This is a genomic window from Solirhodobacter olei (assembly GCF_004010155.1).
Classification (GTDB): domain Bacteria; phylum Pseudomonadota; class Alphaproteobacteria; order Rhodobacterales; family Rhodobacteraceae; genus Solirhodobacter; species Solirhodobacter olei.
The window spans coordinates 253,333-274,679 of sequence record NZ_RRYH01000002.1 but is presented as its reverse complement, the minus strand read 5'-3'; the positions used below and the strand labels follow the sequence as shown (position 1 = coordinate 274,679).

Sequence of the window (21,347 nt, the reverse complement as noted above, 5' to 3'; positions counted from 1 at the left end):
AATGTAGATCAATAGTGTATCAATTATCGCCGCCCCGCTTTCACCCCGCTTTCGGACCCCCATGCCCCGCACCGGATCCCTTCCGATCTACCAGCAGATCAGCGAGCTGATCGTGCGCGATGTCGCCTCGGGGCGGCTGGCCGACGGCATGAAGCTCGCCCCCGAGCGCGAGATGGCGGCGGAGCTGGGCATCGCCGTCGGCACGCTGCGCAAGGCCCTGGCGGATCTCGAGGAGAAGGGCATCCTCGAGCGGGTGCAGGGCTCCGGCAACTACATCCGCGCAAAGGCCGATGTCGACAGCCTCTATGCCTTCTTCCGGCTGGAGCGGCCCGAGGGCGGGGGGCTGCCCACGGCAGAGGTCCTCTCTGTCACCCGGATGGAGAAGCCCGCCGACCTGCCGGCCTTCGGAACCTCGCCCGAGGCGCATCGCATCCGCCGGCTTCGCCGCCTTTCCGGAGAGCCCGCCGCGGTGGAGGAGATCTGGCTCGACGCCTCCTACGCCACGCGGATCACGGCCGAGGAGCTTTCTGAATCGCTCTACCTCTACTACCGCCGGACCCTCGGCCTCTGGGTGCAGCGGGCCGAGGACCGGATCGGCCTGGGCGAGGTGCCTGACTGGGCGCCAGCGGCCTTTGGGCCGCGCCCCGGCGCCGCCGCCCCGGTGATCGAGCGGCAGAGCCGGGCGCAGGACGGCCGCGTGGCGGAAGTCTCGCGAAGCTGGTTCGATTGGGAAAAGGCGCGCTACGTGGCGCGGTTGAAATAGGGACGAACGGACATGCTGAACTACGGGCTGATCGGCTGCGGGATGATGGGGCAGGAGCATCTGGCCAATATCGCGCTGCTGCCGGACACGCGGGTCACCGCGATCTACGAGCCGGACGCGGCCATGCGGGCGAAGGCTGCCGCGCGGGCGCCGGAGGCGCGGATGGTGGATTCGGTGGGCGAGCTGCTGGCGCGGCCCGAGCTCGACGCGCTGGTGATCGTCAGCCCCAACCACATGCATCTTGGCCAGCTGGAGGAGATCGCCCGAATCCGCCCGCTGCCGGTTCTCTGCGAAAAGCCGCTGTTCACCGACCCGGGCGACGCGCCCCGCGTCGCGGCCCTGCGCGCGGCCTATCCGGCGCCGATCTGGGTGGCGATGGAATACCGCTACATGCCCCCCGTCGCGGCCCTGCTGTCCGAAGCCGAGGCAGCGACCGGCGGCATCCGCATGCTGACGATCCGCGAGCACCGCTTCCCGTTCCTCGAGAAGGTCGGCGACTGGAACCGCTTCAACGCCAACACGGGCGGCACGCTGGTCGAGAAATGCTGCCATTTCTTCGACCTGATGCGCCGCGCGCTGGGGTCGGACCCGGTCCGCGTCATGGCCTCTGGCGGGCAGGCGGTGAACCATCTCGACGAGACCTATGGAGGCCGTATCCCCGATATCTGGGACAATGCCTATGTCATCGTCGATTTCGCCTCGGGCGCGCGCGCGATGCTGGAGCTTTGCATGTTCGCCGAAGGCGCGCGCTATCAGGAAGAGATCTCGGCCGTCGGCCCCAAGGGCAAGATCGAGGCGCTGGTGCCCGGGCCGGGGCGGTTCTGGCCGGACCGTCTCGGCGCGCCGCCGGTGCCGCAGCTGATCGTCAGCCCGCGCGACCCGAAGGGCCCGAAGGCGGTAGAGATCCCGGTCGACCCCGCGCTACTGGCGGCAGGCGACCACAACGGCTCCACCTTCTACCAGCACCGCGGCTTCCACGGCGTCCTGCACGGCTGCGGCGCGCCCGAGGTGACGCTGACCGACGGCTGGTGGGCTGTCGCGATGGGCATGGCGGCACAGAAATCCGCCGCCACCGGCCGCGCGATCGTTCTGGCCGAGGAGGGCTACGCCCCGGGCTGACCCGGGCCAGACTTGGTATGAGCCCCGCTCGCGAGGCGCGACCGCCCCGGAAGAAACACCCGTTTGTCACGAATTCTTCCCGTCACGGTCGCGTTCCCGTCGCGGAGTTGGGCCAGGATACTAGCGTCCTGACGGCTTGGAGGCCTGAGGACATTGTTTTCAGCACGAGTGCGGGCGGGTTCCGGTTCCGGGGCCCGCCCGTTTCGTTTGCGCGCTCCGGGGTTCGTGCCTATTGCGGATAAAAAAGATCCAGGATAAAAAGTAGACAGAATCGGAGGCGCGCATGAAACTCGGCGATGGCGTGGAAGCGGCGGTGCATTGCGCCGCGATGATGGTGGGGCTGGAGGGCACGGCGGTGCTGCCGGCGCAGGCGCTGGCCGAGTATCACGGCCTCAAGCCCAGCTACCTCGTGAAGCATCTGCAGGCGATGGTGGGGGCAGGGATCCTTGCCTCCGTCCCGGGCCCCGCGGGCGGCTACCGGCTGGCCCGTCCGGCCGATGCGGTCACGCTGCTCGACATCGTTCTGGCCGTCGAGGGGGCCGAGCCCGCCTTCCGCTGCGGCGAAATCCGCCAGCGCGGCCCCGGCGCCCTGCCGGCGGAGTGTTTCCGGCAGGCCTGCGGCATCAACCGCGCCATGCTTAAGGCCGAGCGCGCTTATCGCGCCGCCCTGGCCGAGGTCACGTTGGCCGAAATCGTCACCGGCTTTCTCGCCGAATCCGATCAACGCTCCATCGCTCGCGGCGCGGCCTTTGTCGCCGCCAACCGGCGCGGCGCGGCCTGATCGCCTCTCACACTCTCCCAACCCCTCACTCTCCCCGAAAGGACCCCAAGATGGAACCGAGGCTCAATTTCTTCGCCGCTGCCCCCGATCTGCTGAAGCAGGTGGCCGCCCTCAACCAGGCCGTCGAGGCCTGCGGGCTGGAGCGCAGCCTGCTGCATCTCGTCAAGCTCCGCGCCTCGCAGATCAACGGCTGCTCCTATTGCGTCGAGATGCACAGCCGCGAGGCCCGCGCCGATGGCGAGAGCGAGCAGCGCCTCTACCTCGTCGCCGCCTGGCGCGAATCGCCGCTCTTCACCGCCCGAGAGCGAGCGGCGCTGGAATGGACCGAAGCCGTCACCCGACTGTCCCAGGCCGGGGTGAGCGAGGATCTCTTCCGCGCCACGCGCTTCGAGTTTTCCGAGACCGATCTGACCCGCCTCACCGTGGCGATCGGGATGATCAATGTCTGGAACCGGCTCAGCGTGCCGTTCCAGGCGATCCACCCGGTCGCCCGGGCCGCGGCCTGATCTATTCGGCCGCCACCGCCAGCGCGCGCGGCTGGTTCTGGAACCGCCGCGCCGCCTCTCCCGCCAGATGGGTCAGCCGTCCGCCCGCGATCACTGCCTCCACCGCGCGGCTCTCGGCATTCACCGCGACGACATCGGAGCGCAAACCGGGCGTCAGCGCGCCGCGGTCCGGCATCCGCAGGATCTCTGCCGGCCGGGCGGAGATCAGCGCCCAGGCGCGGGGCAGGGTGAGGATCCCCTGCTCGACCAGCGCAAAGGCCGCCTCCGCCAGCGCCCCGGGCCGCCCGGCCGAGACCAGCGCATCGCAGAGCCCCTGACGGATCAGGTCACGCCGGGGGCATTCGCCCGGCCCGGCGATGCCGTCCGCGGGCAGCAGCACCGGGTTCATCATCGCATGGGCGGCAGCGGCGGCCTTGCGCGTCGCCGGGCAGTCGGCCACCCGCGCGCCGATCATGGCGAAGCCTTCGCGGGTCTCGCCATCGGCATCGCCGTGGCTGCCGTAGACCAGGCCCAGCCGGTCGAACGCCTCGGCCAGCCGGCAGAGATGGCGCGGCACCTCGCGTGCGCGTCCCCGGGCCGCTGCCGCCGCCGCCAGATGCTCCTCCGGCGTCCGCCCCGCCGCCCAGGCACGCAGAGCGAAGCCCGCGGGATCGGCGTGCCAGGCCTCCTCCGCCCGCTCCGCCGTGTCGCGGAAGACGACATAGCCGCCGCCCGCCGCCTCGATCATGGACAGAAGCGCCGCGCCGCTGTCGGTCAGATGGGTCTCGCAATCAAGCCGCAGCCGCAGGTCGGCCGCCAGGCTCTGTCGCGTCCGGGCCAGCTCGGCCCCCACCGCCGCCGCGCGGGCGGGCGCCCGGGGGCCGCCCTCCCAGCTCCAGCCCTGGGCAAGAAAGCCGGTGGTGATCCCGGCCGCGGCCGCGGTCCGCCCGGCCGCCTGCAGCGCCCGGGACAGCGCCGCGCTGCCCCCGGCGGGTGCGTCGAAGCAGAGATCGACGATCCCCGGCATCAGGAGGAAGCCGCCGAGGTCGACCTCCGGAAACGGCCCGGGCGCGATCCGCCCGTCGGCCAGCCCGAGAGAGCGGCGCTGCATCTCGCCATCGCGCAGGATCGTCGCGCCAGTCAGGCGCAGGGGGGGCAGGTAGACCATCGGGAAACCAGGGAACAGAGGGTGGATCTCCCCTGTGGATAACCCGAATCTGTATCGTCGTTATGACAAGGAAATCAGGCGCGAACGGGGAAATGCTGATGCGCGCGCCCGCGGCTCACCCGCCCGCCAGCGGATAGCGCCGCAGAAGCCGGAAGTAGCCGTCCGCCGCCTCGCCGAAAAGGCAGAGAGAGGAGATCGGGAAGGGCCGCGGCAGCACCGGTGCCAGCCGGGGCGCCAGCGCCGCCTCCACCGCCTCCGCCTGCCCGGGCGGCAGCCGCGCGGTCAGCGTCAGGTGGAAGCGGAACTCCTCCATCACGAAAGGATAGCCCCAGCGGTCCAGCAGTGCCTTCTGCCGCGGGCTCAGCCGCTCCGGGCGCCGCCGCGCGACCTCCTCGGGCTGCAGCGGGGCGCGGAAGCCGTCGAGTTCGCGCACGGTCTCTGCGGCCAGCCGGTCGAGCGCGGCCGTCTCCCCCTCCGCCACCAGCGCGACGAAGGCGCCGAGCCGCGCCAGCCGCAGCCCCTCCAGCGCAACCGGCGCCTGCGCGGCCGCGAAGGCCGCCAGCGCCCGGTCGAGCGCATCCGCATCCCGCCCCGCATCCAGCCGGAACGGCGCCTTGATCGTGGCGTGAAAGCCGTAGCGGTCCGGCCCCGCCACCAGCTCCTCGGCCGGGCAGGGCAGGCCGGGCACCACCTCCCGCGCCTCCGCCGCCGCGCCGCGCGTGGCGTCCCAGCCCAGCCATGCGGCGCCGAACGCCCCCAGCGCGCCCTCGGGCGCGGCATAGACCGCGTAGCGTCGATATCCCACCATGCGCGCCCTCTCCCCTCGGCCCGGAGGCGCAGGATAGCCCAGCCCGGGGACGAAGACCAAGCCGGGCCCGCGCGGCCCTCCGCCGCCACCGCACGGGGGAACCGTCCCCGCCACGGGCCGGGGCTTGCGCGCCGCGCTGATCCGTGGTGAGCCTGTCGGCGAAAACGCCCGCCGTCCGCCCCGAAGGGCCCCCGGCGACCGAGCCTTATGCCGAACAGGACGACCCCCATGACCACCACCTCGCCCGCCACCGATGCCTTCACCGCCCCCGGCCGCTTCTGGCGCGGCAACCTGCACACCCACTCCACCCTCTCCGACGGGGTGCTGGAGCCGGAGGAGGTCTGCCGCCGCTACCGCGCCGAGGGCTATGACTTCCTGGCGCTGACCGACCATTTCATCGGCCTCTTCAACTACCCGATCGCCGACACCAAGCCCTTCCGCGAGGCCGGCTTCACCACCATCCTCGGGGCCGAGCTCCATTCCGGCCCGACCTCGAACGGCTCGCTCTGGCACATTCTGGCCGTCGGCCTGCCGGAGGATTTCGCCCCCGCCAACGCGCCGAATTTCTTCCCCGTCGAGGGCGCCGAGACCGGGCCGGAGATCGCGAAGCGCGCCGTCGACGCCGGCGCCTTCGTCGCGATTGCGCACCCGCAATGGTCCGGCCTGACGCTGGCCGACGCCCGCTCGATCGAGGCCGCCCATGCGGTGGAGATCTACAACCACGGCTGCGCCGAGGGCTGCGACCGGCCCGACGGCTTCGCCATTGCCGACCTGCTCCTGTCCGAGGGGCGCAGCCTGACCATGGTTGCGACCGACGACGCGCATTTCTCCGAGCCCGACCACTTCGGCGGCTGGGTCATGGTGAAGGCAGAGGAGAACACGCCCGAGGCGCTGCTTGCCGCGCTCAAGGCGGGGCATTTCTATTCCTCGCAGGGACCGGAGATCCGCGGCGTCTCGATCGGCGAGAAGGCGGTGGAGGTCGACTGCTCCTCCGTCCGCTCGGTCATCGTGCAGGGCCACGGGCAGGCGGCGACGGCGGTGCATGGCCAGTCGCTGACCCGGGCGCGGGTGCCGCTCGACCGTTTCGCGAAGTCGAAATGGCTCCGCGTCACGGTGATCGACCATGCCGGCCGGCGCGCCTGGTCGAACCCTTACTGGCGCTGATCCCGCCCGCCGGGCGTCCGCCGCGCGGACTTACGCCTATTGCCGCGGCATAAGCGCCGATTGGCCGCACTGTTCCGTGAATAGTCACGCGGGGGGCTTGCGGCAGATCGAGGTTTGATATGGTAACTTCGCGCGCCGCGATGCGGCGAAATGGGGCCGGCAGAAGCCGGGAGCCCGAACCACAGGAGCGTACTGCCTTGCATCCCCGTATGTCCGTGCCGCCGCGCCGCGCCACCCGCGCCGCCCTGGCGCTTGCGCTGATGGCGGCCTCTCCGGCCCTGGCCCTGTCGGCCGGCAGCCAGGTGGCCGCCACCGCCCCGGCCCCGGCCACCCCCGGCGCTGCCGCATCCGCAGCCGTGGCACCCGCCCCGGGCGCCGATCCGGCCGTGCTGGCGAAGCAATGGGCCGAATACCAGGCGGTGAAGCCGAAATCGGTCCTCGAACTGCAGCCCTACCGGCAGGAAAGCGACGCCACGCTCGCCTCCGGCGCGAAGCTGCGCTTCGTCTCGCTGAACCCGAACGTAGACGCATGGTTCCTGGCCAGCGTGACGCCGAAGGATGGCGGCACGCCAGCCGCCTACCACCTGGAAAACCCGTTCCCGGCCCGCCAGAAGGTCGCCTTCTCGGGGGGCGACGCACCGGCGCTGCAGATCACCGCCCCCGACGGCAGCACCACCAGTTGCACGCCCTGGGCGGGCGACCCGTCCGAGCTGTCAAAGGCGCAGGACGCCGGCATGCCCTTCGCACCGATCTGCGGCGGCCGGCTCTACCTGCGCAACCGCTCGGTCGGCGCCAGCTCGACCCTCGAAAGCGTCACTGACTTCCTTCGCCACAACGTCTGGGGCGGCGACGCGATCGTGAATTTCGTCAAGGACAACTTCTACCAGGACGCCTTCGCCCAGACCGGCAAGGTCACCGGCGATGCGGCCGCGGCCCCCGACGCGGGCCCCGGCCACGCGGCGGTAGAGACCGCATCCGCCTCCGCGCCCTCGATCGCGGGCCGCACCGGCCTCGTGCTCACCGGCACCAGCGGCGGGCGGATGGAGCTGGGCGCCTGGTACCCGGTCACCGATCTTCCCGGCGTCTTCGCCAGCGCGATGGAGCCGGCGCTGATCGCGCCCGAGATCCTGCACGGTCCGGGCAAGACCAACCCGCTCGACAAGGTCGAGGCCCGGGCGATCGACTATTTCGTCGCCTTCGACCTGGCGAAATTCAACATCGGCTATGCCGTCGGCACGGCGCATCCGGCCGTCGACTGGTCGCCGCGCCCGCCGGCGAACATGCAGAACGCGGACCTGCCCGGCCCGGACGGGATCGGCAACACCAAGCCGCTGGTCCGGCTTGGCATGATCGATCCCAAGCTCGCGCCGCTTGCGGTCGCCACCTTCACCGGCGGCTACAAGCGTGAACACGGCGCCTTCCACCGCGGCCCGCTGGCCGAGGTCAACGCCGGCTCGCACTACGGCTTCATCGAGGAGGGGGTGATCCTCTCCAAGCTGCAGCCCGGGCTCTCGACGATCTACGTGCTGGCCGACGGCACGATCGGGATGAAGACCTGGACCGCGGCGGACAACGCGATGCTGCCGAAGATCCGCTATGCCCGCCAGAACGGCGTGCCGATCCTCGAGACCGACCCCGCCACCGGCCGCGGCGTGCCCGGGCAGTTCGTGACGAACTGGGCCGCGGGCAACTGGTCTGGCTCGGCCGAGGCGCAGCTCAGGACGCTGCGCGGCGGCGCCTGCATGAAGGTGACGCCCACGACGCGCTACCTTGTCTACGGCTATTTCTCCACCGCCACCCCCTCGGCCATGGCGCGGAGCTTCGAGGCCTATGGCTGCTCCTACGCGATGCAGCTCGACATGAACGCGCTGGAGCACACCTACCTGGCGCTCTACGTCCACCATGCGGGCGAGGTGCATATCGAGCACCTGATCCCCGGCATGGCGGCGGTCGACAAGAAGGGCAAGGGCGGCGTGCCGCTGCCACGCTTCATCGCCTTCCCCGACAATCGCGACATGTTCTTCCTGACCCGGAAGACCAACTGACCCTGTCGCAGGAAAGGGCCGCCCCCGCGGCGGCCCTTGCTTCTTCCTGGCTGAAATACTCCGACACGGCCCGGGCCAGAGGCCGGGCCGCCCCGTTGCGCAAACCGACCGACCACCGTCCCGGAATACGGTAAGTTACGGTGCTAAAGCGGTGCTGAAACTGTGCTGAATCGGTAAGAGGATTTTCAAGCCGTCCCAGACGCTTGCCGGGAAGGCCTTACTCTCCGGTTTGCTTCCGTCAAAGATCCTTCACCAGCCGCAGCGCATCGTAGATCGCCGCGTGGGTGTTGCGGGCCGAGACAGCATCGCCGATCCGGAACAGCTGGAACGTACCCTCCGGATTGCTGCGCACCGTCTGCGGCCGCCCCTCGATCAGCGCCTCGTAATCGACCTCTCCCAGGTTCGAAGATCGCGGCCTAAGCTCCTGATAAAGCTCATCAAGCGGGACGGTTCCGTGGTTCACCACGACCTGGTCGACGCTGCGGCGTTCCTCCACCGCGCCATAGTCCGACCCGATGAGGGCCGAGAGCGCGTTGCCCGCCTTCTCCACCGCCTTCAGCCGGTAGGTGACGGTGAACTTCACCGCCTTTCCCTGCAGGGATCGCATGTAAGGAACGAGGTTCATCCCCATGATTTCAGGTGCAAAAGTCCGGTCTCTGGTCATCACCTCGACGCTTCCGCCGGCAGCCGCGATCACCTCTGCCGCCTGCAGCGCCGGATGGTCGCCCGCGTCGTCGTAGATCAGCACATTGGCGCCCGGCTTCACGTCGCCCGCGATGATGTCCCAGGCCGAGACGACCAGATCCTCACCAGCCTCCAGCCCGCCGGTGTCGGGTAGCCCCCCGGTCGCCACGATCACCACCTCCGGCTCCAGCGCCAGCACGTCGTCGCCCTCGGCCCATGTGTCGAACCGGAACTCCACCCCCCGCGCCGCGCATTGCGCCATGCGCCAGTCGATGATCCCGATCATCTCCCGCCGCCGGGGCGAAAGCGCGGTCAGCCGCACCTGCCCGCCGGGCTGGCTCGCCGCCTCAAACACCGTCACATTGTGGCCGCGGGCGGCGGCGACGCGGGCGGCCTCCAGCCCCCCGGGTCCGGCGCCGACGATCACCACGCGGCGGGGTTTCTCCGCTTTCTCAATCACATGCGGCATGGTCAGCTCCCGCCCCGTCGCCGCGTTGTGGATGCAGAGCGCCTCGCCGCCCTGGTAGATCCGGTCAAGGCAATAGGTGGCGCCGACGCAGGGGCGGATGTCCTCCTCGCGCCCCGCCATGATCTTCTTCACGATATGCGGCTCGGCGATATGGGCGCGGGTCATGCCGACCATGTCGAGAAGCCCCGCCGCCACCGCGTGCCGCGCCGTCGCCACGTCGGGGATCCGCGCGGCATGGAACGTGGGCAGGCCGACTTCCGCCCGCACCCGCCCCGCGAAATCGAGGTGCGGGGCGGATTTCATCCCCTGCACCGGGATCACGTCGGTCAGCGCCGGATCGGTCTCCACCCGGCCACGGATGACGTTGAGGAAATCCACCATGCCGGACGCCTTCAGCCGGTGCCCGATCGCCAGCCCATCCTCCACCGTGATCCCGCCATCCGCCAGGTCGTCGGCGGTGTAGCGCAGCCCGACTATGAACTCCGGTCCGGTCTTTTCCCGAATGGCTGCAAGCACATCGAGGGAGAACTTCATCCGCGCTTCCAGGTCGCCGTTCCAGGGGCTTTCCAGCGCGTTCTGCCGCGGCGCCCAGAAGGCGTCCATCAAATGGCCATAGGCCTCCAGCTCGATCCCGTCGAGGCCCGCGGCCTGCATCCGCTCGGCCGCGGCGGCATAATCGCGGATGATCCGCGCGATGTCCCAGTCCTCCAGCACCTTCGGGAAGGCCCGGTGCGCCGGCTCGCGCATGCCCGACGGCGCCACCGCCGGCAGCCAGTCGCCCCGGTTCCATCCGGTGCGCCAGCCGAGGTGGGTCAGCTGGATCATCACCGCGCAGCCCTCGGCGTGGCATTCGTCCACCAGCTTGGCCATCCACGGCACCACCTCGTCCTTCCAGGCGAGGATGTTGTTGAACGCGGGCGGGCTATCGCGGGAGACCAGCGCCGATCCCGCCGTCATCGTCATGGCGATCCCGCCCCGGGCGCGCTCGACGTGATAGCCGCGGTAGCGGTCCTTCGGCAATCCGTCCTCGGGGTAGGCGGGCTCATGGCTCGTCGTCATGATCCGGTTCTTCAGCGTGAGATGCTTCAGCCTGTAGGGTTGCAGCAGGGGATCGTTCGACGGCATCGGCTCCTCCGGGTTCTGTCACCTCTCAGTCTTCACGCGGCACCCCGGGCGGGCGCAACCGTTTCCGACCGCCGGGGTTCGTGGGGGCGACATTTTCGCCCGTGATGATTGCGCGATGCGGGAGGACGCTGCATCCTCGGGCAGGGCGCGGGAAGGCGCCGAGGGGAGGAGAACGACGATGTCGGAGGTCTATGACTATCCGCTGCTGGTCAAGCAGCTCCTGCACAGCACGCTGCAGAACCGCGCGGCGGAGGAGATCATCTACCCCGGCGTGATGCGCTACAGCTACCGCGACTGGTACGCCCGCCTGCAGCGCGCGGCGAATGCCTATGCGGCGCTCGGCCTCGGCCCCGGATCGGTGATCGCGGTGATGGACTGGGACAGCCACCGCTATTTCGAAAGCTTCTTCGCCGTGCCGATGATGGGGGCGGTGCTGCACACGGTGAACGTGCGCCTCTCGCCCGACCAGATCGTCTACACGATCAACCATGCCGAGGATGACGCGATCCTGGTTCACCGCGATTTCCTGCCGCTTCTGGCGCAGGTCCGGGACCGGATTACCCGGCCGGTGAAGCTGATCCTGCTGCAGGACGCGCCCGGGGACCTGCCCGAGGGCTTCGACGGCGAATACGAGGCGCTCCTCGCCGCGGCCAGCGACCAATACGCCTTCCCCGATTTCGACGAGCGCACCCGCGCCACGCTCTTCTACACCACCGGTACCACCGGCAATCCGAAGGGGGTCACCTTCACCCACCGGCAGATCGTGCTCCACACGCTGGCGGGGGCCAGTGGCGGGCTGATGCGGCGGCGCGACGTCTATATGCCGATCACGCCGCTCTTCCATGTCCATGCCTGGGGCATGCCGTACATCGCCACGCTCTTCGGGGTGCGCCAGGTCTACCCGGGGCGGTATGAGCCGGCGCGGCTTTTGCGGCTTGTCGACGAGCATCGCGTGACCTTCACCCATTGCGTGCCGACGATTCTCTCCATGCTCCTTGCCGCGCCCGAGGTGGACGAGGTCGACCTGACGGGCTGGCGCGTCATCATCGGCGGCTCGGCCCTGCCGGAGGGGCTGGCCGCGGCCGCCGCGGCGCGCGGGGTGGACGTGATGTCGGGCTACGGCATGTCGGAGACCTGCCCGCTTCTGACCACCAGCGATACCGCCGCGATGGAGGCGGGCGCGACGATCGGCCAGCGCACCGCCACCGGCATCGCCGCGCCGATGGTGGAACTGCGCGTGGTCGACGGGGAGATGCGCGACATGCCGCCGGGCCGGACCTCGCCCGGCGAGGTCGTCGTCCGCGCGCCCTGGCTGACCATGGGCTATTTGAAGGATGCCGAGAAGACCGCGGACCTCTGGCGCGGCGGCTACCTGCACACCGGCGATGTCGGCTATCTCGACGCGGACGGAACGCTCCATATCACCGACCGGATCAAGGACGTGATCAAGTCGGGGGGCGAGTGGATCTCATCTCTGGATCTGGAAAATATCGCCAGCGTCGTACCCGGCGTGGCCGAGGTCGCGGCCATCGGCCTGCCGGATCCCAAATGGGGCGAGCGGCCCTGCCTCGTGGTGGCGCTCACCCCGGGCGCACGGATCGAGACCGTCGAGGCCGGGCTTCGCGCCGCGGTGGAGGAGGCGATCCGCGGCGGGCACCTGTCGAAATGGGCCGCGCCGGACCGGGTCGAGGTGGTCGACGCGCTGCCCAAGACCAGCGTCGGAAAGCTCGACAAGAAGGAGATGCGGGCCCGCCTTTCCGGCCCGCGGAAGGCCGCCGGGTGACGGCTTTGTTGATCCCGGTGTCGGCCACGTGTTGCATCTGCCCGGGTGCTGGTTCTAATGTCGGCCCCGGAACCTGAGGAACACTCGACAGGAAGCCGATCCCGATGCGTTATGAAAAACCCCAGACGGTGGCCGAGGCCGCGCGTCTTCTCTCGGCCGAAAAGGGCGTTGCCCGAATTCTGGCCGGCGGCACCGACATGCTGGTGCAGATGAAATCCGGCATGGTGGAGCCCGATCTCCTTGTCGATATCAAGGCGCTGCCCGGCACGCGCACCATCGTGAAGGAGGCCGGCGGCTTCCGCATCGGTGCAGGCGTCTCGGGCGCACAGCTCTCCGAGGATGCCGATCTGAAGGCGGCCTGGCCCGGCGTGGTCGAGGCGGCGAACCTCATCGGCTCCACCCAGGTGCAGGGCCGCTGCACCATGGTGGGCAACCTCTGCAACGCCTCTCCGGCTGCCGATTCCGTGCCCGCCCTGGTCGCCGCCGGCGCCAAGGTGCGCGTGGCCGGCCGTGGCGCAGGTCGCGACGTCGCGGTGGAAGAGATCCCCGCCGGCCCCGGCAAGACCAAGCTGAAGAAGGGCGAGTTCATCACCTCGGTCTTCCTGCCGGCGCGCGGTGCGCGCTGCGCGGATGCCTATCTCCGCTTCATCCCGCGGACCGAGATGGACATCGCCGTGGCCTCCGCCGCGGTGAACCTGTCGCTGGACGAGAAGGGCGTCATCAAGGATGCCCGCGTCGCCCTGGGCGCCGTTGCGCCGACCGTCGTGCTCTGCGAGCCGGCGGCGAAGGCGATCATCGGCACCCGCCTCGACGATGCCGCGCTGGAAAAGCTGGCCGCCGCCTGCTCGGCCGCGGCCAAGCCGATCGACGACAAGCGTGGCTCCGTCGAATACCGAAAGGATGTGGTGGGCGTGCTGGCCAAGCGCGCCGCCCGCATCGCCTACACCCGCGCCGGAGGCCAGAAATGAGCGTCACCGTATCCACCACCGTAAACGGCGATTCCGTCGATTTCGTCTGCGCCCCCGACGAGACGCTGCTGGACGCGCTGCGTGGCCGGCTGGGCCTGACCGGGGCCAAGGAAGGCTGCGGCACCGGCGACTGCGGCGCCTGCTCGGTCACGCTGAACGGCCGCCTGGTCTGTTCCTGCCTCGTCCTCGCCGTCGAGGCCGAGGGGCAGGAGATCGCGACCGTCGAGGGCATGGCTGCGGGCGAGACGCTGCACCCGCTGCAGCGCGCCTTCATCGACCATGCCGCGCTGCAATGCGGGATCTGCACCCCGGGCATCCTCGTCGCCGCCAAGGCGCTGCTGGAGAAGACCCCCGACCCGAGCGACGAGGAGGTGCGCTACTGGCTGGCGGGCAACCTCTGCCGCTGCACCGGCTATGACAAGATCGTCCGCGCGGTTCAGGCCGCGGCGGCTGAGATGAGGAGAGCGTGACATGGCCTTTGATGCTTACGTGAAACGCGAATTCAAGCAGGTCGGCACTCGCGTCGCCCGTCCCGACGGGGTCGACAAGGTCACCGGCCGGGCGCTCTACGGCGCCGACATGGTGGCGCCGGGGATGCTGGTCGGCCGCGTGCTGCGCAGCCCGCATGCCCATGCGCGCATCGTCTCGATCGACACCTCGGAAGCCGCGGCGATGCCCGGTGTGAAGGGGATCGTGACGGGCCGCGACTTCTCGGTGCCGAAGGACGAATTCCTTGCCGATGTCGCGGTGAACTGCCTGGCGCAGGACAAGGCGCTTTATGACGGCCATGCCATCGCCGCCGTCGCCGCGATCAACGCCACTGTCGCCCGCGACGCGCTGAAGAAGATCAAGGTCGAATACGAGGTCCTGCCGCATGTCACCGACATCGACGTGGCGGCGAAGCCCGACGCGCCGGTGGTGCTGGAGGGCAGGGCGCTTGAAACCGTCCCCGCCGGCATGGGTGCGAACGTGACCCACCGCTGCGAGTTCGGCCATGGCGACCTCGAGGCGGGCTTTGCCAAGGCCGACAAGATCGTCGAGCGCAGCTTCCGGACCGCGGCCACCCACCAGGGCTATATCGAGCCGCACGCCTGCCTCGCCTCCTTCACCACCGACGGGCGGGCCGATCTCTGGGTCTGCACCCAGGGCCATTTCTACTTCCGCACCCTCTGCTCCGAGATGCTGGGGATGGAGGCGAGCCAGCTGAAGGTCACGGCGTCGGAGATCGGCGGCGGCTTCGGCGGCAAGACGACCGTCTATCTCGAGCCGGTGGCGCTGATGCTGTCGAAGAAGACCGGCCGGCCGGTGAAGATGGTGATGACCCGCGACGAGGTCTTCCGCGCCACGGGTCCGACCGTCTCGACCTCGATCGACGTAAAGATCGGCATGACCAAGGACGGCCGGATCACCGCCGGCTGGGCCGACATGCGCTACTCGGGCGGCGCCTTCCAGTGCCTGACCTGCGAGATGGGCGCCCAGGCCGCTTTCGCCGCCTATGATCTGGAAGCAGTGCAGACGGTCGGCTGGAACGTCATGACCAATCGGCCGAAGGAAGCCGCCTACCGCGCCCCGGGCGCGCCCCAGGCGATCTACGCGGTCGAAAGCGTGGTGGACGAACTCTGCCAGGGCCTCGGCCTCGACCCGCTGGAGGTGCGCATCAAGAACGCCGCCAAGAAGGGTACCAAGGCCTCCTACGGGCCGACCTTCGACGATATCGGCCTGCTGGCGACGCTGGAGGCGGCGAAGAAGCACCCGCATTACACCGCGCCCCTGGCCGAGGGACAGGCCCGTGGCCTATCCTGCGGCTTCTGGTTCAACTTCGGCGGCAACACCTGCGTCACGATGAACGTGAACACCGACGGCACCGTCGGCATCGCGGAGGGCAACCCCGACATCGGCGGTTCCCGCGCCTCGATCAGCCTGATGGCGGCCGAGGAGCTGGGCATCCCGTACGAGAAGGTCCGCACCATCATCGCCGACACCGCCTCGCTCGGCTATGCCGACACGACGGACGGCAGCCGGGTGACCTTCGCGGTGGGCATCGCCACCATCAACGCCGCGCGCGACGCGATCCGGAAGATGTGCAAGCGCGCCGCCATGCTCTGGGGCATCGACGAGGATGCGGTGGAATGGAAGGACGGCGCGGCCCATCCCGCCGGGCCGAACGCCGGGAAGTTCCCGCCGATGAGCCTTGCCGACATCGCGGCGAAGTCGTTCCAGACCGGCGGGCCGATCGCCGGCCATTACGAGGTCAACGCCGACGGGGCGGGGGTGAGCTTCGGCGTCCACCTCTGCGACGTGGAGGTCGACAAGGAGACCGGCGCGACGAAGGTCGTCCGCTACACCGTGTTCCAGGACGCGGGCAAGGCGGTGCATCCCGACTACGTCGAGGGCCAGATGCAGGGCGGGGCCGCCCAGGGCATCGGCTGGGCGCTGAACGAGGAATACATCTACGGCGCCGACGGCCGCCTGCAGAACCCGGGTTTCCTCGACTACCGCATCCCAGTCGCCTCCGACCTTCCGCCGATCGAGGCGGTGATCCTCGAGATCCCCAACCCCGGCCACCCCTACGGCGTGCGCGGCGTGGGCGAGACCTCGATCGTGCCGCCGCTCGCGGCGATCTCCAATGCGATCTCGCGCTCCATCGGGACCCGGCTGCAGGAACTGCCGATGTCGCCGCCGCGCGTGCTGAAGGCGATCAAGGGCGCCGCCTGACGTGGTCAAGGTCCTGCTCTGGGGCTCGCTCCGGGCCCATACCGACGGGCAGGCCGAGGTCGAGGTGGAGGCCAGCACCTTCAAGGAGGTGCTCGACAAGCTGGCGGAGGCCTATCCCGGCCTCCGCCCCCAGATCGAGCGTGGCGTCTCCATGGCGATCGACGGCCGGATCTATCGCGAGGCCTGGTTCACCAGAATCAGTCCCGAGAGCGAGGTCGTGGTCATGCCCTACATGACCGGCGGCTGAGCGTGGCCGGGCCCGCCATGCGTCTGGCGGCTCAGGCCGACCTGTCCGCCGTCGCCGCTATCTGCCGCGACGCCTATGCCGTCGGCTACCTGCCGCTCATCGGCTCGCTTCCAAAGCCCGCGCTGGAGGATTACGCCCCCCGCATCGCGCGCGGCGAGGTCTACGTCGCTGAGCGCGACGGCCGTCCCGCCGCCGTCCTCGTCCTGACCGCCGAGCCACCAGTCCTCAAGATCTACAACATCGCCGTCGCGCCCGAGAGCCAGGGCCAGGGCCTCGGCACTGCCTGCCTCGCCTTCGCCGAGGCGGAGGCGCGCCGCCGGGGCCTCACCAGGCTCTACCTCCACACCAACACGCGGCTTGACGCCAACATCCGCCTCTATCGCCGCGCCGGGTTCATCCCCTCCGGTGAGCGCCCGCACCCGAGCCTCGCCGGGGAGCGTCTGATGATGCTGGAACGCGCGCTCCCGCCGAACTGAGGCGCCTGCGCCCGGACTTTTCCCTGGCCGAAATACTCCCGCCGGAGGCGCCCGGCCTGTCCGGCGGGCGCCTCCTTCGGCGATGGTTTCATCTTGATCTCAGTGCGCTCAGTGGCGCCGCAGGCTGCGCCCGTCGGCGTCGAAGACATGCGCCTCGGCCATGTCGGGGGAAAGCGCGATCTCGGTGCCCGGCTCCACCCCGGTCTGGCCGGGGCTGTGGACGGTGATCGCGCTGCCGTCGGGGGAATGGCCGTAGAGGTAGGACTCGCCCCCCAGCCGCTCCACATCGGCCACGGTCAGCGTCAGCCCCGCCGCGGCGGGCTTGAGCGCGTTGGGGCGGATGCCCAGCGTCACCTTCGCGCCCTCGCGCAGGTCGAACCGGCCCTCGGGCAGCGCGAAGGTCGGCCCGGCGGCAAGCTTCAGCGCGCCAGAGGCGACCTCGGCTGCAAAGAAGTTCATCTTCGGACTGCCGATGAAACCCGCGACGAAGAGGTTTTCCGGGCGATTGTAGAGGTCGAGCGGCCGGCCGAACTGCTCCAGCCTGCCGTCGCGCAGCACGGCGATCTTGTCGGCCATGGTCATCGCCTCCACCTGGTCATGGGTGACGTAGATCATGGTGTTGCCGATCCGGCGGTGCAGGCGCGAGATTTCGCCGCGCATCTCCACCCGAAGCTCGGCGTCGAGGTTTGATAGCGGCTCGTCGAACAGGAAGATCCGGGGCTCGCGCACGACCGCGCGCCCGATCGCCACGCGCTGGCGCTGGCCGCCGGAAAGATCCTTCGGCCGCCGGTCCAGAAGCTGGTCGATCTGCAGCATCTTCGCCGCCGCGCCCACCCGTTCGGCGATCTCCGCCTTGGGGGTGCGGGTGTTCTCCAGCCCGAAGGACAGGTTCTGCCGCACCGTCATGTGCGGGTAAAGCGCGTAGGACTGGAAGACCATGGCGAGCCCCCGCTCGGCCGGGCCCAGATGGTTGACGACATCGCCAGAGATCTTCACCTCGCCGCCCGAGATCGGCTCCAGCCCCGAGATCATCCTAAGAAGCGTGGACTTGCCGCAGCCCGAGGGGCCGACGAAGACGCAGAACTCGCCCTCGGCCACGTCGAGGTCGATCCCCTTGATCACCTCGGCAGCGCCATAGGCCTTCGTCACGGAACGCAGTTGCAGGTCGGCCATTGTCATTTCCCTCCGGTCGTGGCGATGCCGGTGGCGATGTATTTCTGCAGGAAGGCGAAGACCGCGACGATGGGCAGGAGCGTCAGCACCGTCATCGCCAGAAGGCTCGCCCAGTCGGTGTTGAACTCGCCACGGAAGGAGTTCAGCGCCAGCTGCAGGGTGAAGAATTTGGACTGCGTCAGCGCGATCAGGGGCCAGAGGAAGTCGTTCCAGCGCCACATGATCGAAAGGATCGCCAGAACCGCGATGGCCGGCGCCGAAAGCGGAAGGATGATGCGCCAGTAGATCTTCCACTCGGAGGCATTGTCCATCCGCGCGGCGTCGAGGATCTCGTCAGGGATCGTCAGCATGTACTGGCGCAAAAGGAACACGCCCGTGGGCGTCGCGGCCCCCGGGATGATGACCCCCCATAGCGAGTTGATCATTCCCAGGTCCCGCACGACGAGGAAGAGGGGCACCAGCACCACCGTCTGCGGGATCATCAGCGTGCCGATCACCAGCGCCATCACCGTGCCTCGGCCGCGAAAGGCGTATTTCGACAGGGCGAAGGCGGCCATGGAGTTGATCACAAGCGTAATCGCCGTGGCGACGACGGTGATGAAGGTGGAGTTCCAAAGGAACCGCAGGAAATCGAACCGCTTGAAGAGCTTGACGTAGTTCGAGGTGGCGAGCGCCACATGCTCCACCGGCTTGCGGTCGGCGATCGGCAGCTTGACCAGCTTGCCGGGTTCGTCGGGCCGCACGACCTGGGCGACCAGGCCGATCCGGCGGACCTGCGCCACCTCCTGGCCTGCAAGCGCCCCCTTGGTGACCTTGAAGATGGGCAGGGCGCTGTCGTAGCCCGGGATCTTTTCGGTTTTCTGGATGTAGGGCAGCAGCCGTGGCGGGTAGTGCTGCAGCTCGGCCTCGGTCTTGAACGACGACAGCGCCAACCACAGCACGGGCCCGAACATCACCACCACGCCGAACAGCAGATAGGCGTAGGACAGCCAGTCCGTCCAGTGCAGCCGCTCCTTGCCGCGGGTCCGGGTCAGGAAATTAGCCATTGGCGTTCCTCCGCGTCACCCAGAGCTGCACGGCCGTCAGCGCCACCAGCACCAGCGCCAGCAGGATCGAGGCGGCGGCAGCCAGCCCGAAGAGCCGCGGCGCGCCGGCAAAGCCCGTCTCGTAGATATACTGGATCATCAGCGTCGTGGCCGAGCCCGGCCCACCGCCTGTGAAGGCATAGAGCTCGTCGAAGGTCTGCACGCCCTTGATGAGGGCAAGCACCAGCACGACGATCATGGTCGGCATCAGCAGGGGCAGGGTGATCTTGCGGAACACCCGCCAGGGCGAGGCCGCGTCCATCGCCGCCGCCTCGTAGACGTCGCGCGGGATCGCCTGCAGCCCGGCAAGCAGGATGAGCGTGTAGAAGCCCATGTGAAACCAGACCGTCAGGAAGACCGAGAAGCCGAAGGCCCAGCTCGGGTCCAGAAGCCAGTTGTAGGGCTGGTAGCCGAGGCTGCTCAGCACCCCGTTCAGCGCGCCCTGGTCCTGCAGGATCCATTTCCACACCAGCGCCACGACGACAGGCGACAGCAGCACCGGGAAGAAGAACACCGCCCGGAAGAAGCCGCGGGCGCGGATCTTGCGGTTCAGGATCAGCGCGGTCAGCAGCGAGAAGCCGACCATGAAACCGATCTGGAGCACGATGAACCAGACCGTGTTGTGAACCGCCCGCCAGAACACGTCGAGCTGGCAGGAATTGGGGTTCAGGTAATCCTTGCAGTTCGTCAACTGCGCGAAGTTCTGCGCGCCGACGAAGGGCCGGTCGCGCAGCAGGATGTGCTCGGACCCGGTCATCGCATAGGCGAAGTTCAGGATCACCGGCAGGAAGACGAACAGGCCGAAGAGCGCCAGGTTCGGTGCCAGGAACACCCAGGCGAGCCTGCGCTGGCCGAAGCGGCTCTGGAAGGCGCGCATGGGCCAGTCGACCAGCTGCATGAGCGGCGAGATGAGCTTGTACATCGGGCCCTCCGGTCCGGGGCTGCCGGGGGCGGGCACGCCGCCCCCGGGGCAAGGTCTCGGCTCTGGGGTTACTTGGACGCGGCGACCGCCTGCTTGAGGTCGTCGCCCATCCGCGCCAGCGCCTCCTTCAGCGACAGCTCGCCCACGATCGCCTGGGTCAGCCGGGTGACGGTGATGTTGAACATCGCCCGGTTGCCGGCGTAGCCCTGATAGGCGAAGCCCACCGGAGAGATCGTCGGCACCTGCGCCGCGAAGGCGTTGAGCGCCTTGGAGGCGGCGGCGTCGGCGCCCTCGTATTTCACGCCCTTGGCGGCGACCACGGTATTGGCCGGGATCGACAGCGACTTGGCCTCAAGCACCTCGTAATTCGCGGGCTGGGCGAGGTAGTCGAGAAGCTCGGCCACGGCCTTCGGATGCTTGGTCTGCTTGAAGCCCACGAAGCCCGCGCCGCCCGGCATGCCGGAGCAGCTGCCCGCGCCCGCCGGGCCGCAGGGGGCGGGCACCACTTCCCAGTCGAAGGCGTCGCCGATCTGCTTGTCGAACTTCTGCACCTGCCAGGACCCGGAATAGTAGAACACCAGATCGCCGCTCATGAATTCCTTGGTGGCATCGGCATAGCTCGCCCCGCCCTGGCCAGCCCAGACCTGGCGGTCCATCGTGCCGTCCTTGTTCCAGGCAACGAACTGCTTGGCGGCGGCGGCGAAGCCCGGGTCGGAGAATTCGGGATTGCCCTTGGCGTCGAAATACTTGGCGCCATAGGGGATCGCGAGCCCGGCGAAGCGGTGGCCGGAGCGGTCCATCGCCATCGGGTACTTGGTGCCGGTGGCCTTGGCGACTTTGCGCGCGGCCTTGGCCCAGTCGGCCCAGGTCGCGTCCTTGCCGGGCACAGGCACCTTGGCTTGGTCGAAGAGCGTCTTGTTGATGAAGGCGCCGGTGATGGTCAGCTGGGCATGCATGCCGTAGATGCCATGGTCATTCGGCCCGCCGCGATACCAGTCGAGCGTCTTGCCGAAGGCCTTGTCCCAATAGGCCTTGTCCACGTAGGGCGAGAGGTCGAGGTAATATTTGTGCAGACCCCCGAGGTCGGTGACCTTGGCGAGGTCCGGGCCGGTGCCGGCGGCCAGCTCGACCGGCAGCGTCTCGAGGATCGCCTTGTAGGGGACCGTGTCGACCTTGACGTTGATGTCGGGGTGCTTGGCCTCGAAGCCCTTCACCAGCTGGGTCAGGACATCGCACTGGTTGCCGTCCTGGTAGCACATGAAATGCAGATCGAAGGCCTGTGCCGCCGGGGCGAGCAGGGCCGCCGTGGCCGCGGCCGCGAATGCGGTTCTGAGTTTCGTCATCATCTTCCTCCCTAAAGATGCCGG

Annotated in this window: 19 protein-coding genes; 12 read left to right on the top strand and 7 right to left on the bottom strand. The window is 69.1% G+C overall.

Features of this window, described 5'->3' with window-relative positions; genetic code table 11:
• Positions 1-61: 61 nt before the first annotated feature.
• The 4 genes from EIP85_RS01325 to EIP85_RS01310 all read left to right on the top strand — a co-directional run bounded on the left by EIP85_RS01325 (position 62) and on the right by EIP85_RS01310 (position 3,169).
• Positions 62-763, top strand: coding sequence for a GntR family transcriptional regulator (locus tag EIP85_RS01325; RefSeq protein ID WP_127900331.1), 702 nt, complete (start codon positions 62-64; stop codon positions 761-763).
• 12 nt (positions 764-775) lie between these two features.
• Positions 776-1,882 (top strand): Gfo/Idh/MocA family protein, encoded by a 1,107-nt coding sequence (locus tag EIP85_RS01320; protein WP_127900330.1) that lies wholly within the window; start codon positions 776-778, stop codon positions 1,880-1,882.
• Positions 1,883-2,165: 283 nt separating this feature from the next.
• The gene (locus EIP85_RS01315) at positions 2,166-2,663 is read left to right on the top strand and encodes an RrF2 family transcriptional regulator (protein WP_127900329.1); all 498 of its coding nucleotides are present in this window, start codon (positions 2,166-2,168) and stop codon (positions 2,661-2,663) included.
• Positions 2,664-2,713: 50 nt separating this feature from the next.
• On the top strand, positions 2,714-3,169 hold the full coding sequence (locus tag EIP85_RS01310) for a carboxymuconolactone decarboxylase family protein (protein ID WP_127900328.1): 456 nt from the start codon (positions 2,714-2,716) through the stop codon (positions 3,167-3,169).
• A gap of 1 nt (position 3,170) precedes the next feature.
• On the opposite strand, the gene EIP85_RS01305 is transcribed toward EIP85_RS01310, so the two are convergent.
• Together EIP85_RS01305 and EIP85_RS01300 are read right to left on the bottom strand one after the other, a co-directional pair.
• Entirely contained in the window at positions 3,171-4,316 is a 1,146-nt protein-coding gene (locus tag EIP85_RS01305; protein WP_127900327.1) for an amidohydrolase family protein, read from the bottom strand.
• Positions 4,317-4,431: 115 nt separating this feature from the next.
• A complete protein-coding gene (locus EIP85_RS01300) occupies positions 4,432-5,124 on the bottom strand; it encodes a DUF1045 domain-containing protein (protein ID WP_127900326.1) in 693 nt (230 codons plus the stop codon).
• 228 nt (positions 5,125-5,352) lie between these two features.
• Here EIP85_RS01300 and EIP85_RS01295 point away from each other — a divergent pair, with 228 nt between their 5' ends.
• Positions 5,353-6,288: a PHP domain-containing protein gene (locus EIP85_RS01295; RefSeq protein WP_127900325.1), complete on the top strand. Its 936-nt coding sequence runs from the start codon at positions 5,353-5,355 to the stop codon at positions 6,286-6,288.
• 197 nt (positions 6,289-6,485) lie between these two features.
• Positions 6,486-8,333 carry a hypothetical protein gene (locus tag EIP85_RS01290; protein ID WP_127900324.1) on the top strand — a complete coding sequence of 616 codons (1,848 nt, stop codon included), beginning with the start codon at positions 6,486-6,488 and terminating at the stop codon, positions 8,331-8,333.
• Positions 8,334-8,571: 238 nt separating this feature from the next.
• Here the strand turns inward: EIP85_RS01290 and EIP85_RS01285 are convergent, their stop codons facing one another.
• Positions 8,572-10,611 (bottom strand): NADH:flavin oxidoreductase, encoded by a 2,040-nt coding sequence (locus tag EIP85_RS01285; RefSeq protein WP_127900323.1) that lies wholly within the window; start codon positions 10,609-10,611, stop codon positions 8,572-8,574.
• A gap of 178 nt (positions 10,612-10,789) precedes the next feature.
• Between EIP85_RS01285 and EIP85_RS01280 the strand changes: the two genes are divergently transcribed.
• The 6 genes from EIP85_RS01280 (at position 10,790) to EIP85_RS01255 (ending at position 16,800) form a co-directional block, all read left to right on the top strand.
• Positions 10,790-12,394, top strand: a complete 1,605-nt coding sequence (locus EIP85_RS01280; RefSeq protein ID WP_127900322.1) for a fatty acid--CoA ligase — start codon at positions 10,790-10,792, stop codon at positions 12,392-12,394.
• Between the two features lie 104 nt (positions 12,395-12,498).
• Entirely contained in the window at positions 12,499-13,362 is an 864-nt protein-coding gene (locus EIP85_RS01275; RefSeq protein ID WP_127900321.1) for an FAD binding domain-containing protein, read from the top strand.
• Positions 13,359-13,832 (top strand): (2Fe-2S)-binding protein, encoded by a 474-nt coding sequence (locus EIP85_RS01270; RefSeq protein ID WP_127900320.1) that lies wholly within the window; start codon positions 13,359-13,361, stop codon positions 13,830-13,832. Before EIP85_RS01275 ends, EIP85_RS01270 begins: the two co-directional genes overlap by 4 nt.
• A 1-nt stretch (position 13,833) precedes the next feature.
• Positions 13,834-16,077, top strand: coding sequence for a xanthine dehydrogenase family protein molybdopterin-binding subunit (locus EIP85_RS01265; RefSeq protein ID WP_127900319.1), 2,244 nt, complete (start codon positions 13,834-13,836; stop codon positions 16,075-16,077).
• 1 nt (position 16,078) lies between these two features.
• Complete coding sequence (locus EIP85_RS01260; RefSeq protein ID WP_127900318.1) at positions 16,079-16,324, top strand: MoaD/ThiS family protein; 246 nt, start codon at positions 16,079-16,081, stop codon at positions 16,322-16,324.
• A 17-nt stretch (positions 16,325-16,341) separates the two neighbouring features.
• Positions 16,342-16,800 (top strand): GNAT family N-acetyltransferase, encoded by a 459-nt coding sequence (locus EIP85_RS01255; protein WP_127900317.1) that lies wholly within the window; start codon positions 16,342-16,344, stop codon positions 16,798-16,800.
• 108 nt (positions 16,801-16,908) lie between these two features.
• Here EIP85_RS01255 and EIP85_RS01250 read toward each other — a convergent pair whose 3' ends face one another.
• The 4 genes from EIP85_RS01250 to EIP85_RS01235 all read right to left on the bottom strand — a co-directional run bounded on the left by EIP85_RS01250 (position 16,909) and on the right by EIP85_RS01235 (position 21,323).
• On the bottom strand, positions 16,909-17,973 hold the full coding sequence (locus EIP85_RS01250) for an ABC transporter ATP-binding protein (protein WP_127900316.1): 1,065 nt from the start codon (positions 17,971-17,973) through the stop codon (positions 16,909-16,911).
• Between the two features lie 2 nt (positions 17,974-17,975).
• Positions 17,976-19,019: a carbohydrate ABC transporter permease gene (locus EIP85_RS01245; protein ID WP_127900315.1), complete on the bottom strand. Its 1,044-nt coding sequence runs from the start codon at positions 19,017-19,019 to the stop codon at positions 17,976-17,978.
• Positions 19,012-19,980 carry a carbohydrate ABC transporter permease gene (locus EIP85_RS01240; RefSeq protein WP_127900314.1) on the bottom strand — a complete coding sequence of 323 codons (969 nt, stop codon included), beginning with the start codon at positions 19,978-19,980 and terminating at the stop codon, positions 19,012-19,014. The genes EIP85_RS01245 and EIP85_RS01240 overlap by 8 nt, the downstream gene beginning before the upstream one ends.
• A gap of 68 nt (positions 19,981-20,048) precedes the next feature.
• Positions 20,049-21,323, bottom strand: coding sequence for an ABC transporter substrate-binding protein (locus EIP85_RS01235; protein ID WP_241559854.1), 1,275 nt, complete (start codon positions 21,321-21,323; stop codon positions 20,049-20,051).
• Between the last annotated feature and the right edge of the window lie 24 nt (positions 21,324-21,347).